This window comes from Paenibacillus sp. FSL K6-1318, from assembly GCF_037976905.1.
Taxonomy (GTDB): Bacteria; Bacillota; Bacilli; order Paenibacillales; family Paenibacillaceae; genus Paenibacillus; species Paenibacillus amylolyticus_A.
On record NZ_CP150270.1, the window covers coordinates 4,745,784 to 4,760,592 of the forward strand.

Sequence of the window (14,809 nt, forward strand, 5' to 3'; positions counted from 1 at the left end):
ATATCATTCACCATATCGCACATCGTGACAAAAGGAAAGCCAAAGCACGGGAGCCCCGGCTATGACTTTCCCTCTAATTCGAACGTCACCGATGTTTAATTCGCGTAGAACTACGAATTAGTTTTGTTTTTTATCTTCGTCCACAACTTCGTAATCAGCGTCTACGACGTTGTCACGTTTTGCGGAACCTTGTTGCTCTTCAGCGCCTTGTGCTTCTTGCTCTTGCGCCTGTGCTTGCTCATACAGTTTCACAGACAGTTGTTGAACGATCTCTGTCAGTTCTTCAGTAGCAGCTTTGATATCCTCCAAGTTGTCGGAAGCCAGAACGCCTTGCAGTTTTTCTTTAGCTGCATTCGCTTTTTCAACTTCGCCAGCGTCTGCTTTTTCGCCAAGATCTTTGATCGTTTTGTCAACAGAGTAGATCAGTTGATCTGCACTGTTTTTCGCTTCAACGAGTTCTCTGCGTTTTTTATCTTCTTCAGCGTGCAACTCAGCATCTTTCATCATTTGCTCAACTTCAGCATCGCTCAAACCGCTGGAAGAAGTGATTGTGATTTTTTGAGTTTTGTTTGTACCTTTATCTGTTGCAGATACGTTAACGATACCATTGGCATCAATATCGAAGCTAACTTCGATTTGTGGAACACCACGTGGAGCTGGTGGAATATCACCCAACATGAAACGTCCAAGCGATTTGTTACCCGCTGCCATCTCACGCTCACCTTGCAGAACATGAATCTCAACGCTTGGTTGATTGTCTGCATATGTGGAGAACACTTGAGATTTGCTTGTAGGGATCGTTGTGTTACGCTCGATCATTTTAGTGAATACGCCACCCGCTGTTTCGATACCCAGGGACAATGGAGTTACATCAAGCAATACAACGTCTTTCACATCACCTGTCAGTACGCCCGCTTGTACAGCAGCACCCAAAGCTACAACTTCATCCGGGTTAACGCCTTTGTGAGGCTCTTTACCCGTCAGTTTTTTGATCGCTTCTTGTACAGCTGGAATACGTGTGGAACCACCAACCAATACGATCTTGTCGATATCGTTAGCCGTCATACCCGCATCGCTCAATGCACGACGAGTTGGTTCAAGCGTACGCTCAACCAGACCTTCAGAGATTTCTTCAAATTTCGCACGGCTCAGGTTCAACTCCAAATGCTGAGGAACGCCATCAGCGACTGTGATGAACGGCAACGAGATCGTTGTAGTCAATACGCCGGAAAGTTCTTTTTTCGCTTTTTCCGCTGCATCTTTCAAACGTTGAACCGCTGCTTTATCTTTACTCAAGTCAATGCCTTGATCTTTTTTGAATTCACTTACGAGGTAATCGATGATCACTTGGTCAAAGTCATCGCCGCCCAATTGGTTGTCCCCGCTAGTTGCTTTAACTTCGAAGAAGCCATCACCCAGTTCAAGAATGGATACGTCGAACGTACCGCCACCCAGGTCATATACGAGGATCGTTTGGTCTTCGGATTTCTCCATACCGTATGCCAAAGCTGCTGCTGTTGGCTCGTTGACGATACGCAGAACTTCCAGACCTGCAATTTTACCCGCATCTTTAGTTGCTTGACGCTGACTGTCATTGAAGTAAGCTGGTACAGTGATAACTGCTTGAGTTACCGTTTGACCCAGATAAGCTTCAGCATCGGATTTCAATTTTTGCAGGATGATTGCAGAGATCTCTTGTGCAGAGTAGTCTTTGCTATCGATTGTTTCCTTGTGGGAAGTACCCATGTGACGTTTGATCGACATGATGGTACGATCCGGATTTGTGATGGCTTGACGTTTTGCTGTTTCACCAACAACGCGCTCTCCATCTTTTTTGAAACCGACTACGGATGGAGTTGTACGTGCGCCCTCCGGATTTGGAATTACGACAGCCTCGCCGCCTTCCATTACTGCTACGCATGAGTTTGTTGTTCCTAAGTCAATACCGATTACTTTGCTCATCCGAAAATTTCCTCCCTCAACAATTTAAAATGAATGGGTCTGATATGACCCTTATTAGATGTTCATGTTGCTAATCGTGCTCTATGTGTACAAACCTTTATATTAAACTTCGCCCACATTGTTCAACCAAGGAGCCGACTCATTCCTTCCGATACGGAAATTATGAGCTGACTTTAACCATAGCTGGACGAAGCACTTTATCTTTCAGCATGTAGCCTTTTTGGACTTCCTCAACAACGATACCTTCTTCGTATTCGTCGCTCTCCACTTGCATGATTGCTTGGTGGAATTCAGGATTGAACGGTTGTCCTACCGATTCCATAGCTGTCAGTCCCTCATTCGTCATCACAGTTTCCAATTGACGGAAAATCATTTGGATGCCTTTGGAGAAAGATTCGGACTCTGTTCCTTCCGGTACAGTAGCCATGGCGCGCTCGAAGTTATCAATAACCGGTACCAGTTCGGTGACCAGCTTCATCGAAGCGTATTTAGCCAATTCTTCTTTTTCCTTCTGTGTACGACGACGGAAGTTGTCAAAATCAGCTTGTGCACGGACATAACGCTGCTGTTGCTCCTCAGCTTCTGCCTTCAGACGTGCAAGCTCATCCTGCTCCTGATTAGCGATCTCTTCAGCTTGTGCTTCTGCAGCGCCAGCTTCATTGACAGGCTCCTGCTCAGCTGCTGTTACCTCTTGTTCTTCTGTAAATGATTGCTCCTCTTTCAAGATGTTCACCTCCTTATACGAATGAAATGGTTCATTCCCGTCTCTTATTTGAAACGATGCGTCAGCATCGCCGTCAAATCACGGGATAGTGTATTTAAAATATGAATGACACGTGCGTAATCCATCCGCGTGGGTCCCAGAATACCGATCGAACCCAAAGCCTCGCCGTCCAATGAATAGGAGGCTGTAATCAGGCTGCAGTTAGCAAAGGCTTCATGATCATTCTCAGTGCCGATTCGCACTTGAATACCAGATCCACCCGGCACGGGCATCATCAATTTCATGAGTGTTGGTGTCTCTTCCAGCAGATCAAGAATATCTTTTACCTTTTCGATATCTTTAAACTCCGGTTGAGTCAACATGTTGGTGGCACCACTGAGGAACAGACGATTGTCATGTTCGTTGTCAAAGGCACTGTTCAGCACCTGCATAACTTCCTCATAACGTGTAATATGCCGTTCCATCTCTTGCCCAAGTTCGGTATAGAGACGGGACTTTAATTTGTAAATTGGCACGCCGACAAGCTTGGTATTTAACAGGCGAACCACATTCTCCATCTCGGCGACCGAGATTTCTGGTGGAATCTGGACCGTCTTGTTTTCTACCTGACCTGTGTTGGTCACAATGATTGCCACAGCTTCACTTTCGTTCAGCGGAAGCAATTGGAAGTGACGAAGGGACGTATGGAATACTTCCGGTCCTAGCAGGATCGAAGTATAATTCGTCATATGTGACAAAATATTGGATGCATGCTGAATAACTTGTTCCATGACGTTCAGCTTTTCGGCGAAGAACGACTTCAGATCATCCAACTCTTGAGGCTCCACCTGATTCCAGGGAACCAAATGATCGACATAATATCGATAGCCTTTATGGGATGGAATTCGTCCTGCCGATGTATGCGGCTGCTCCAGAAAGCCCATATCTTCAAGGTCCGCCATTTCATTACGGATCGTCGCCGGACTGTATCCAACATCTCCCCTTTTGGAAATGCTCCGGGACCCTACGGGCTCAGCTGAACGGATATAGTCATCCACTATAGCGTTCAGAATCATTCGTTGACGCTCTGTTAACATGGTGAGTATTCCCTCCTTCTGACTGCACTGTCCCATGTCGTTAGCACTCCGGTTAGATGAGTGCTAAGCGGTAATACAAAAATACCAAACTGACGTGAACATTGTCAAGTGAGTTTGATGAGTGGGCTCATCTATTTATAGTATAGACCAATGTGGGCGAGTACTAACAACTTTATTGAACATCCTTTGAAGTAAAAAGGACTGCATGTAGGGCAGAGGTTGACTCGGCTCGATCCATGCAGTCCATTCAGTTGTTAGGCCGAAACGTTAAGCTCTTTCAATACCGCGATTTCATCACAACAATCCTGCTTGCTGCAATGAACACAGTCGGTCCATACTTTCTCGGGGAAAATCTCTTTCTCCACCACGGCAAAGCCGTTTTTGAGGAAGAAGGACACTTCGTATGTCAACGCCATAACCTTAGGGATTTGTTGTTTCTCGGCTTCTTCTACCAGTCGGTCCAGCAATCGGGAGCCAATACCGAGCCCTTTGTGTCCTTCCGAGATACCGAGTGATCTGACTTCCACCAAATCATTCCCCAGACGACAAAGCGATCCGCAACCCACGACTTCACCATCGACTTCGGCTACAACAAAATGCTCCAGTTGTCGGTGCAGTATTTCCCGTGATCGCGGAAGCATGATCCCACGCTCTGCATAGCCCTTAATCATTTCATACAGTGGTTCAACATCTTCCGGCACGGCTTTTCTGCATATTACCGACATCCTGCTCTCCTCCTATTACCAAGCTTTCCAGAGGAAAGCTGACTTCGTAGTTGTTAAATTAACACGCTCTGTAAAATCAATATGAATAAATATACAACAGAGCGTATAGAATTTCAAGCTACGAATTCAGCGATATGGACCCGATAAACTCCGCAAAAACGTCATTTCCGAACAGGATACCCTGCTCGCTCAGTCGGAAGCCGTCTGCCGTCCGCTCAAGCAACCCTGCGTTCAACATTTTGCCCAAAGGCTTCGCAAACACTTCTTCCATGGACTCTCCGAACTGTTCGCTAAACCGCGAGGCTGAAGCCCCCTCCAACATTCTCAGTCCAACCATCAGATAATCTTCCATGGCCTCTGGCCGAGCGATCTCGAAATGATCCAGACGAGGCAGTCCTGCTCGTGAAGCTTCAACATAAGGATTTATACCTTTAATATTCATATGCCGTTCGCGGCCCACATATCCATGCGCACCTGCACCCAGACCGTAGTAGTCCTCATTACGCCAGTAGGTAATATTGTGACGACTCTCGAAGCCTGGCTTGGCAAAGTTACTGATCTCGTATTGTCCATAGCCTGCTTCTTTCATACGTCTCATTAATAGAAGATACATCTCCAGCTCGTCATCTTCATGAGGAAGAGGCAACTGGTTCTTCTGATACAGTGTATGGAAAAGTGTATTCTCTTCTACTTTCAAGCTGTAAATGGAGTAATGCGGCAGATCCAGTTCCAGCGCTTTGTCGATGCTCTCATTCAACATTTCAACGGTCTGGTTCGGCAACCCGAACATCAGGTCAATGGACAGGTTATTCAAGCCCGCTTTACGAGCGTTCTCCAAACTACGATATACATCATCCGTGTTATGAATACGCCCAATGCCTGTCAGCAGATCATTCTGAAAAGCCTGTACGCCAAAGCTGACGCGGTTGACGCCGCCTTCTTTCATCGCAGCGAGCTTCTCCGCATCCGTTGTTCCCGGGTTGGCTTCCATCGAAAATTCAATATCGTCCGCCCAATTTGGGAAATACGTTTTGACGGAACGAAGAAATACCGCCATCTCATCCGGTTTCAAAGCCGTTGGCGTACCACCACCTACAAATATGGTCTTGATCTCACCCGGTGGATTTGCCTTAACTGTATGTTCCATCTCCCGCTCCAGCGCTTCGAGATATTGCATCACGGGCTGATCTTTCAGAACGTAGGAGTTAAAGTCGCAATAAAAACATTTATTCGTGCAAAAGGGAATGTGAAGATACACCGCTTGGGGCGCACCTGTCTTCCGGCTGTGTGCTGCCAATGTCATGGCAAGTCCCCCTCTATTTGAAAAAAGGAAAGCCATCCGGCTTCCCTTTCAGCTTAGTTATTTAATATTCTGTGTTGTACCAATTCAATTTCGATACACACAATCTGTGTTGTACCCGAAAATGAATTCTCCTAATCTAATTTGAATACACACATTCTGTGTTGTACCAAAAGGACTCACGTGACGTTTGCAAGCAAACGTCCTACAATTCAATTTCGATACACACACTCTGTGTTGTACCCGAAAATGAATTATTAGTCATCAATTTTCAGTACCGCCATGAATGCCTCTTGTGGTACCTCAACGTTACCAACCTGCTTCATCCGCTTCTTACCTTCCTTCTGCTTCTCAAGCAGTTTCCGTTTCCGCGAGATGTCACCACCATAACACTTGGCAAGTACGTTTTTACGCATTGCTTTTACCGTTTCACGAGCAACAACCTTGGTACCCACAGATGCCTGAATCGGCACCTCGAACATTTGCCGTGGAATCAGCTCGCGCAGTTTCTCACAGATAATACGTCCGCGGTTATACGCACGGTCACGGTGAACGATAAAGGACAAGGCATCCACCTGTTCGCCATTGAGCAAGATATCCATTTTCGCCAGATTGGACTGACGATATCCAGACAGCTCGTAGTCAAAGGATGCATATCCTTTGGTGCTCGATTTCAACTGGTCGAAGAAGTCATATACAATTTCGGACAACGGGATCTCATACGTAATCGTAACCCGGGTTGTGTCCAAATATTCCATATTCACATATTCGCCACGCTTGTTCTGACACAATTCCATAATGGTACCTACATAATCATTCGGTACGATGATGGCTGCTTTCACGTATGGCTCCTCGACATAATCAATCCGGCCTACCTCAGGGTAGTTAGATGGGTTGTCAATTTGCATTACTTCACCATTGGTCAGCGTCACGTGATAGATTACACTTGGTGCAGTCGTGATCAACGGGATGTTGAATTCACGCTCAATACGCTCCTGGATAACGTCCATGTGAAGCAGTCCAAGAAATCCGCAACGGAATCCAAAACCTAGGGCACTGGATGTTTCCGGCTCAAAGCTGAGTGAAGCATCGTTCAATTGCAATTTCTCCAACGCTTCACGCAGATCAACATAGTCCGATGTTTCGATCGGATAGAGACCGCAGTAAACCATTGGATTAATTTTGCGATAACCCGGCAAAGGTTCCGGTGTTGGATTTTTGGCATCAGTTACCGTATCCCCGACTTGTGTATCGCCTACATGCCGAATACCAGCAACGATAAATCCAACATCACCCACGTTCAGCTCGTCCACGATGGTCATACGAGGTTTGAACGCTCCAACTTCAATGACTTCAAATGTTTTACCTGTTGCCATCATTTTGATTTTGGAACCGGATTTGATTTTGCCGTCAACAACACGTACATATACGATTACACCTTTGTACGGGTCATAATGTGAGTCGAAAATCAGCGCTTTCAGCGGCTGATCAGGGTCGCCAGTCGGTGCAGGAACACTTTGCACCACTTGCTCCAGAATTTCTTTGATTCCGATACCTGCCTTGGCCGAAGCCAGAACAGCGTTGCTCGTATCCAAACCAATAACATCTTCCACTTCCTGCTTCACCCGATCAGGATCAGCGCTTGGAAGGTCAATTTTGTTGATAACCGGTAAAATTTCAAGATTATTGTCCAATGCCAGATACACGTTGGCGAGTGTCTGGGCTTCAATTCCCTGAGCCGCATCCACAACGAGTAGAGCGCCTTCACATGCCGCGAGGCTCCGTGATACTTCATACGTGAAGTCTACGTGTCCCGGTGTATCGATCAAATTCAATAGATACTCTTCACCATCATCCGCTTTGTAAGTCAGTGCTACTGCTTGTAGCTTGATCGTAATTCCACGTTCACGTTCGAGATCCATCTGATCCAAAACTTGTTCTTGCATTTCTCGTGTTGTCAGCGCACCTGTGTACTCCAAGATCCGGTCCGCAAGTGTTGATTTGCCGTGATCTATATGTGCAATAATAGAAAAGTTACGAATTTTACGTTGTCTTGCCCGAATATCAGTCATTCCTTACCCCCAGAAACAGCCTAGTGTCAATCACTTCATTATAACAGTTGATGCAGAGTGCATCAATCCCGTGATGTCTTAACTTTATAATAAAGTGTGATCATGAAACTCCCAGAGGTTATATTGTACCTTTAAATCATGGTATTTTATTCAGCAACTCCGCTAAAAAGAGAGACCACCCACTTGATTCCACTATGAGAGAGATTTTGCAATAGTCCAGCTGTTTTGTCTGCCAACACATCAACCGGAGCCTTACTCTGATCTGCCCCAAGCACTTGGCTTGGTGACTGAACAGGTACAAACGGTGGTTCTTTGACTTCCTTTTGGACAGGTGCAGTCGGAACAGATTCGGTAACCGGTGAAGTTGGCTCTGTTGTCACAGCGGTTGACGTGCCGTCTGATGCATTACCCATATGAAAGTTGCTGCCAGCCAGCTGCATTCCAAACAGCACACCCAGCAACATTAATACAGCGATGGATAACAGTCTTTTACCGAATCTGGACATATGCTTTGCCTCCTGTCACTCTCTATTATTTTGTTCTTCATACATATATAGTCCCTATCCACCCTGTGATGACGTTTCTGCACTGGCTTTATCCACCTTCTGATCTTCCCAATACACTTGGGCAATCATGTCAGCGAGGATTTTGGAAGTCCGTTGTAACTCAGCCCCTGTATTATCGATCCCACCAATCTCAATCAAAATGCTGTTGGGTGAAAGGGTTTGGTTATACTCTCCGTTGTTGGCTCCTCCGCCGTCCTTGCCCCAGACACCACGGGATACTCCAGGATACTTGGCTTCCAGTTTCTTATGAATTTTCGCTGCAAAAGCTTCATTCTGCCGCCAATTCGGATTTTCATGTCCAATAATGAAATATACTTTGGCATAGCCCAAGTCATTAATAGTAGTCGTTGTTTTGCCATGACGCTGTGAATCACGATGAATGTCTATGAGATACGTCAGATCGTCATTTTGAGCGAGTGCCGCTTTTACCGTTTGACGGGAATATTTATAGGAATAGTTCCAGTTATAGTCCTTTACTTTGGTGGGGTAATCATCCTTTGCGTGCTCTACGCCGATTCCCAGCTTCTCCAGACTGTCTGAGAGATAGGTTCCCACTTGAAACACATTGCCTGTTGATTTGCCTGATGATGGGTTATCACTCTTCGTACCTAGCAGTGGATTGTAGCCTTCCCGTGGATGAGAATGATAGATGAGAACTGATTTTTTACCTGTTGTCGGTGAACCGCTATTGTCTTTCTCGCCATCCTTCGCTGGGGGATCTTCTTTAACTTCTCCATCTCCAGCCTCGCTCGAATCAGGGGGATCCGTGTTGTCCTGACCGGGTGGAACATGCAGCTCACTATCGGGTTTTCCTCCATCCGCTGAAGCCGTATCCGTAAGACCAGGACCGGGCTGATAATCTTCGGGAGCCTCAGCTTTTTCGTTACCAGAGCCAGGCCGGAGCAGTACAGGTTGGTTGGAGCCCATGCCCGGCATTTCTCTCGCAATCAGGCTTTTGGGGTCTTGAGGGTTTACATTCGTCAGCAATTGGAAAACAAAAGAGGTGAGGTTCTCACCGGATATGGCAGAGGTCTGTTCTTTCTGGGTGAGATGGGGCATCTCCATACCGAGCATATCGACAAAAAAGCGACTTGATACGGCGCTCGCAAATCCTTTCATGGAAGAAACGGGTGAATTATTTAAGCGTTTCTCTGCCATCCCCCCGAGACCAAGTACGACAAAAAACAAAGCAGATATGATCATAAGCAACAACAACGTACGGCCCATGGCCAGCACGTGCAGACATCTTTTTTTCCACTTCCCAATATTCCAGGCCAATATCTTGTTCATTCTGCTGTCTCCTTCCCTGCTGGACAACTCTTATACTTCAACTCTATGAGTGCGCCCAATTTGATAGAACAGGAAAATGAAAGATTCCGGGAACAAAAAAAAGAAAGTCCGATAGATTCGGACCTTCTTCTCAGCAGTTTACGTTTTAATGTGTATAGGCGGCTACGTTATCTGGATTCACTGCATCGTGGAGTGCAGCGTTAAGTCCTGTAGCGATAACATTGGCAATTCCCTCAATAAACTCATCAATTTCCTTTGGGGTAACAATGAGGTCATGACCCAGTGGCTCCAGTACCTCCTTCACCAGACTTAGTCGATCTTGCTCTCCGATGTCGTCCAGCATGCCCATGATCTGTTTCGTCTGATCCGTTTCTTGGCGGAAGTGTGAGCGCATCATCTCAATGACATTGTTCACGATGGTGGACGCATAACATACAGTCGGTACGCCGATGGCGATGCAGGGAACGCCCAATATTTCACGGGTCAATCCACGCCGTTTGTTGCCAATACCTGAACCCGGGTGGATACCAATGTCGGCTACCTGAATCGTTGTGTTTACACGTTCCAAGGAACGGGAGGCCAGAGCATCAATCGCAATAATTGCATCCGGCTTGGTCCGGTCTACAATCCCCTGTACGATGTCACTGGACTCAATGCCCGTTGTACCTAACACGCCGGGAGCAATCGCGCTGACTTCCCGATACCCTGGTGCAACCTGATCTGGCACCAATTCGAAATATTGACGGGTCACCATCAGATTTTCCACAACAAGTGGACCGAGTGAATCCGGGGTGACATTTAAGTTGCCCAGGCCAACAATCAAGACCTTGGATGTTTTGTTGATTCCGGCCTTAACCATAAAATCTTCCATCTCACGTGTGAACTCGGCGGCAACGCGCTCCTGTAACTCTGTATCACCATTCCGTAGTGACGGCACCTCCAAAGTGACATAGTGGCCTTTCACCCGACCAATGGCTTGGGCTGCTTCATCATTAAGTACATCAATACGCGTGATCGTAATGCCCTCTTTTTTCTCAACATCTTCCCGTAGTCCGGGAATCGTCTGTTTCTGTCCACCTTGAGCCATTTCTTTGGAGTCGATTGCCAAATCGGTACGAACTGTATAGTTTTGCAAATCCAGTGTCATTCTGTCCCTGCCTCCCTTACCGCATTTGAGCATATTGTGTGGGAAAAAGAGTTTCTTTATGCAGCATGTCGAACATCGTAGGAATATCTGTTGCATTTTACATGCTAGCGTGATAGAATATTTTAAGTTGTGAAACGTTTGTATTCATGCAAATGCCTTACAGGAGGTGAATGTAATGCCAAACATCAAATCCGCTGTTAAACGCGTAAAAACGAGCGACAAGCGCCGCGCACTCAACGCTTCCCAGAAGTCTGCACTCCGTACAGCTGTTAAAGCTGCTGATGCTGCTCTGGTAAGTAACGAAGTTGATACTGCAAAAGCTGCGATTCAAGCTGCTTCCAAAAAGCTGGACAAGGCTGTAACTAAAGGTCTGGTTCATAAAAATGCTGCAGCACGCAAAAAGTCTCGCTTGGCGAAAAAACTGAACGCTCTTTCCGCACAAGCGTAAGAAGCGTTACTTATACGATCCAATGGAAAAATCCTGAACAGCATAGGCTTTCAGGATTTTTTAGTATCTGATTCGATAAGTATAAGACACAGATAAAGCGACCTTTATTCCGATGATTTAACCATCATGGAGCAAAGGTCGCTTTGTTTGTATTCATACGAGTATTCTATTACGTTTACGTACTCATTCACGCACCAAGTCTTAATAAGAAAAGCTCCAGACCCAGCACTTTATCCACCGCTCCTGTTTTCATCTGGTAATCCAGTTCACTAAGGTGACTCAGGATCATTCTCAGACGATCTGGCTGAAATTTACGCGCTTGTTCACCCGCAATCTTAACGGCATATGGGTGCAGACCAAGCTGACTGGCGATCTGCTGCTGGGAGTAACTTTGTTGGCCTAACTCTTTAACCTGAATCATGATCCGAAACTGACGTGCAATTAAAGCCGCAATTTTAATTGGTTCTTCCCGCTGCTTCAGCAACTCATAGAAAAGAGCCAATGCTTTCTCCAGTCGCAAATTAGCGAGTTCTTCCACCAGCGAAAATACATTCTGCTCTGTACTACGGGCAACCAATGACTCGATATCAGCGCGACGAATTGTCCCCCCATTACCCGCAAACAAACATAACTTGTCTACTTCAGCAGACAAGGTCTGCAAACCTGTTCCCGCGTAGCTGATCAACGTGTCCGCCGCTCCCGTCTCAAACGAGACATCCCGCTGCTTTGCCAGTTTCACAATCCAATTCAACAGCTCATCTCCACTCAGTGGAGCAAAAGCAAGAACTACCGCCTGTTTCTTGACAGCCTTCACCAGTTTCTTACGCTCATCCAGCTTATCCCCTTGGGCCAGGAAAACAATCGTACTGTAATCTGCCGGATTTTCCATATATGTAAGCAGACGATCAACCTGGTGTTCGATCTTGGATTCTTTACCTGCGGTAAACAGACTGGCATCCCTTACAATAATCAGTTTGCGGGGTACCAGAAAAGGTACAGTCTCCGCTTCTTCAATAACGACCTCCACAGCCGTTTCAGACAAATCATATGGAATAATCGCAAAATCACGATGTTCTTCTTCAATAACCTGTTCCTTTAACATATCCGTAAACTGCTGTATCTGATACTTTTCCGTTCCATACAGCACATAGATCGGAGCCGGTTCTCCACTACGTATCGCCTTTGTTGCACTTTTTACATCCATTCACGGTGCCTCCTTATCCCTTTTATCCTACCAGAAAAAACGCAATACAACAAAGGGACCTTACATCCAGTTTACGGATGAAGGTCCCCTGTCCTACATCTATATAAACGCAGACACCAGCAGTTCTAGAAAAAGCCGGTGCGCGGTCATACGACGTCAGTTGTTTGAACTGAGATAGGACGTTTTATTACTTCCAATATATGCTTGTCATACTGAAAATGTTCTTTCGTTTAGTGGCGTTGAATCCCCAATTCCACTTATTTCGCAGAAGTTCCACCTGAAACAGAAGTTACATTAAAGGAGTTCTTCGCCGTTGTTCCGTCCTTGTCCGTTTCGTAGTTAAATAGGGTACCATCCTTCGACCAACTTGCTGACTTCAGCGTCCCCTCTATATTGCGTTGCTCAACCAGATTCAGAACATCTGGTTCATTGGCAGGTTTGGAGTATATGCTGATTTGATCACCAAGAAGCATAACTACATAGGAGCCGTCAGGTGATTTCCATTCTTTTGGTGCTGCCGTTGTAGCCATTCCTTGATCCGGTCCTGCCAATCCTTTGTTTCCTCCAGAGGTGTCTGCACCAGTACCGGAATCAGGAGCAGCATCGCCTTCTACCTGAGCATCTTCATTTGTATTCGGAGCTGTATCTTGAGAAGCGAAGGATTTCGCATCTCCATTTTCCGGTTCGGTTGTTCCATCCTCTTCACCATCTGTAGAAGATGCAGGAGCACTGCCTGATTCTTGATTTCTCTGCTCAGCGTCTTGGTTCTGACCCTGACTCTTCTGACTATCGGTCGAAGGAGAACTGGATGAATTATCCTGAGTTCCTTTATTTGGAGCAGGCGTCGATTCGTTAGCCGGTTGTTGAGGTGTCGGATCTGTCTGAACTTCAGGCTCCTGCACCTGATCTCCACCATTCTCTTCAGGCATTGTTTCAGATCCCAAGTTATCTCCTTCCGTTGAGGAAGCATTCGAATCATCCACAAATACATCGTTGCTGCTTGGTTGGGATGAAGTTGAAGGATCATAATTCTCAATATTTTTGCTCAATGCATTCTGATCCACATTGCCGCTCTCTTGAGTAGCTCCAGAGCTCAGCAACATGGAATCGGCATTCTCAATCTGTTCAGGCTCATATCCCCAGATGGCGAATCCCAATACAACTGCCGCAGCCGCTGCCCCCATGGACATTCGTCCTGCCATCGAGTTAAGCCATTTTTGTTTTTGCTTCGTTTTCCGCTCACTTGAACGTTGTAAATTCTCAAATGCAGCGGGGACAGGATTCATTTCCTGTATGGTGCTACTTTGCTCCCTACGCGCTTCGTCAATAGCATCAAGCTGTGGCATAATCGCATCAACCAGACTAAACTTCGGGCTTACTTGCGGTAATTCTTCCAGTTCTCTGGAAAGAGCTCTGAGTAAACTAAAATTCTCGGCGCACTCCGGACACTTGGCCACATGCTGTAGCATCTGCGCGGTTTCCGCTTCGCCCAGATCATGATCCAGATAGCGGTGCATCCATTCCACCACCTCTTCGCATTTCATCCTGTCACACCACCTTTCTGATATTCCTGTAGTAGATTCTGTAATTGCTGTCTGGCTCTAAATAAATAAGATTTCACCGTATTCAACGGAAGATCGAGACAATCCGCAATTTCATTGTAGGATAAGTCCTGCAAATATCTTAGAACAATAACGGTACGATGATGCTCGGGAAGCTTGTTGATTGCATCCTGAATGTCTTGGGCCACGTATGTAGACATGACCTCGTACTCCACATCCTGATTATCCTGAAAAACCATGTCATGTTCGTCAATGGAGACGGACGGCTTGGTTCTTCTGAATTTATCAATACAGATGTTCGTGACGATGCGTTGCACCCATGTTTTGAATTGGGCCTTTTCTTCGTATGAATTGATTTTGGTGTAAATTCGGATCAACGCTTCCTGAGCAGCATCCAAAGCGTCCTGTTCATTATTTAGAATGTAATATGCGGTCCGATAGACGTGTTGTTCAATCTCCCGCAATAGGGTAATTAGAGCGTCGCGATCGCCCGATTGAGCGGCTCTGATGAGTTCCGGCTCTACCACAAAGGATCCCCCTCTCCCTGCAACCTTACAGACGTGATCATCAATAAAATTGTTGCAAAGTTAAGTATTTTTTTAATTTGCCATAACAAAATAACGGCGTATGTATTAGGGCCGCTGAAATCTCCTCTTAGAATAACAGAAATCGCATAACGAGTCACCAAACGAGTCTAAAAGGGATTCCATTACTTACACGACTCAATTCAAAT

General features: G+C 46.1%; 13 protein-coding genes. 1 reads left to right on the forward strand and 12 read right to left on the reverse strand.

Going from position 1 to position 14,809, the window contains the following annotated elements:
* Positions 1-117: 117 nt before the first annotated feature.
* From dnaK to gpr, 9 genes are all read right to left on the reverse strand, one after another.
* Entirely contained in the window at positions 118-1,962 is a 1,845-nt protein-coding gene (dnaK, locus tag NYE45_RS21015; protein ID WP_062835522.1) for a molecular chaperone DnaK, read from the reverse strand.
* A gap of 160 nt (positions 1,963-2,122) precedes the next feature.
* The gene (gene grpE, locus NYE45_RS21020) at positions 2,123-2,695 is read right to left on the reverse strand and encodes a nucleotide exchange factor GrpE (protein ID WP_340013837.1); all 573 of its coding nucleotides are present in this window, start codon (positions 2,693-2,695) and stop codon (positions 2,123-2,125) included.
* A gap of 35 nt (positions 2,696-2,730) precedes the next feature.
* Positions 2,731-3,762, reverse strand: coding sequence for a heat-inducible transcriptional repressor HrcA (hrcA, locus tag NYE45_RS21025; RefSeq protein ID WP_036615092.1), 1,032 nt, complete (start codon positions 3,760-3,762; stop codon positions 2,731-2,733).
* 254 nt (positions 3,763-4,016) lie between these two features.
* Positions 4,017-4,487: an N-acetyltransferase gene (locus NYE45_RS21030; protein ID WP_017687214.1), complete on the reverse strand. Its 471-nt coding sequence runs from the start codon at positions 4,485-4,487 to the stop codon at positions 4,017-4,019.
* A 118-nt stretch (positions 4,488-4,605) separates the two neighbouring features.
* Complete coding sequence (gene hemW / locus NYE45_RS21035) at positions 4,606-5,790, reverse strand: radical SAM family heme chaperone HemW (protein WP_036668565.1); 1,185 nt, start codon at positions 5,788-5,790, stop codon at positions 4,606-4,608.
* 254 nt (positions 5,791-6,044) lie between these two features.
* The gene (gene lepA, locus NYE45_RS21040) at positions 6,045-7,859 is read right to left on the reverse strand and encodes a translation elongation factor 4 (RefSeq protein WP_062835525.1); all 1,815 of its coding nucleotides are present in this window, start codon (positions 7,857-7,859) and stop codon (positions 6,045-6,047) included.
* A gap of 146 nt (positions 7,860-8,005) precedes the next feature.
* On the reverse strand, positions 8,006-8,365 hold the full coding sequence (locus NYE45_RS21045; protein WP_340013838.1) for a hypothetical protein: 360 nt from the start codon (positions 8,363-8,365) through the stop codon (positions 8,006-8,008).
* 54 nt (positions 8,366-8,419) lie between these two features.
* Positions 8,420-9,715, reverse strand: a complete 1,296-nt coding sequence (locus NYE45_RS21050; protein ID WP_340013839.1) for a stage II sporulation protein P — start codon at positions 9,713-9,715, stop codon at positions 8,420-8,422.
* A 145-nt stretch (positions 9,716-9,860) separates the two neighbouring features.
* Positions 9,861-10,862, reverse strand: a complete 1,002-nt coding sequence (gene gpr, locus NYE45_RS21055; protein WP_340013840.1) for a GPR endopeptidase — start codon at positions 10,860-10,862, stop codon at positions 9,861-9,863.
* A 175-nt stretch (positions 10,863-11,037) separates the two neighbouring features.
* On the opposite strand from gpr, the gene rpsT reads away from it, so the two are divergent.
* A complete protein-coding gene (gene rpsT / locus NYE45_RS21060; protein WP_024628504.1) occupies positions 11,038-11,310 on the forward strand; it encodes a 30S ribosomal protein S20 in 273 nt (90 codons plus the stop codon).
* A gap of 187 nt (positions 11,311-11,497) precedes the next feature.
* Here rpsT and holA read toward each other — a convergent pair whose 3' ends face one another.
* From holA to NYE45_RS21075, 3 genes are all read right to left on the reverse strand, one after another.
* Positions 11,498-12,514 carry a DNA polymerase III subunit delta gene (gene holA, locus NYE45_RS21065; protein ID WP_340013841.1) on the reverse strand — a complete coding sequence of 339 codons (1,017 nt, stop codon included), beginning with the start codon at positions 12,512-12,514 and terminating at the stop codon, positions 11,498-11,500.
* A 257-nt stretch (positions 12,515-12,771) separates the two neighbouring features.
* Positions 12,772-14,058, reverse strand: a complete 1,287-nt coding sequence (locus NYE45_RS21070; RefSeq protein ID WP_340013842.1) for an anti-sigma factor — start codon at positions 14,056-14,058, stop codon at positions 12,772-12,774.
* A complete protein-coding gene (locus tag NYE45_RS21075) occupies positions 14,055-14,603 on the reverse strand; it encodes a sigma-70 family RNA polymerase sigma factor (RefSeq protein ID WP_017687205.1) in 549 nt (182 codons plus the stop codon). Before NYE45_RS21075 ends, NYE45_RS21070 begins: the two co-directional genes overlap by 4 nt.
* Positions 14,604-14,809 lie beyond the last annotated feature (206 nt).

Coding starts and splice junctions, on each gene's coding strand:
- gpr (WP_340013840.1), bottom strand. CDS start 10,862: ATGACACTGGATTTGCAAAACTATACAGTTCGTACCGATTTGGCAATC.
- hemW (WP_036668565.1), bottom strand. CDS start 5,790: ATGACATTGGCAGCACACAGCCGGAAGACAGGTGCGCCCCAAGCGGTG.
- lepA (WP_062835525.1), bottom strand. CDS start 7,859: ATGACTGATATTCGGGCAAGACAACGTAAAATTCGTAACTTTTCTATT.
- NYE45_RS21030 (WP_017687214.1), bottom strand. CDS start 4,487: ATGTCGGTAATATGCAGAAAAGCCGTGCCGGAAGATGTTGAACCACTG.
- rpsT (WP_024628504.1), top strand. CDS start 11,038: ATGCCAAACATCAAATCCGCTGTTAAACGCGTAAAAACGAGCGACAAG.
- NYE45_RS21070 (WP_340013842.1), bottom strand. CDS start 14,058: ATGAAATGCGAAGAGGTGGTGGAATGGATGCACCGCTATCTGGATCAT.
- NYE45_RS21050 (WP_340013839.1), bottom strand. CDS start 9,715: ATGAACAAGATATTGGCCTGGAATATTGGGAAGTGGAAAAAAAGATGT.
- hrcA (WP_036615092.1), bottom strand. CDS start 3,762: ATGTTAACAGAGCGTCAACGAATGATTCTGAACGCTATAGTGGATGAC.
- NYE45_RS21045 (WP_340013838.1), bottom strand. CDS start 8,365: ATGTCCAGATTCGGTAAAAGACTGTTATCCATCGCTGTATTAATGTTG.
- holA (WP_340013841.1), bottom strand. CDS start 12,514: ATGGATGTAAAAAGTGCAACAAAGGCGATACGTAGTGGAGAACCGGCT.
- dnaK (WP_062835522.1), bottom strand. CDS start 1,962: ATGAGCAAAGTAATCGGTATTGACTTAGGAACAACAAACTCATGCGTA.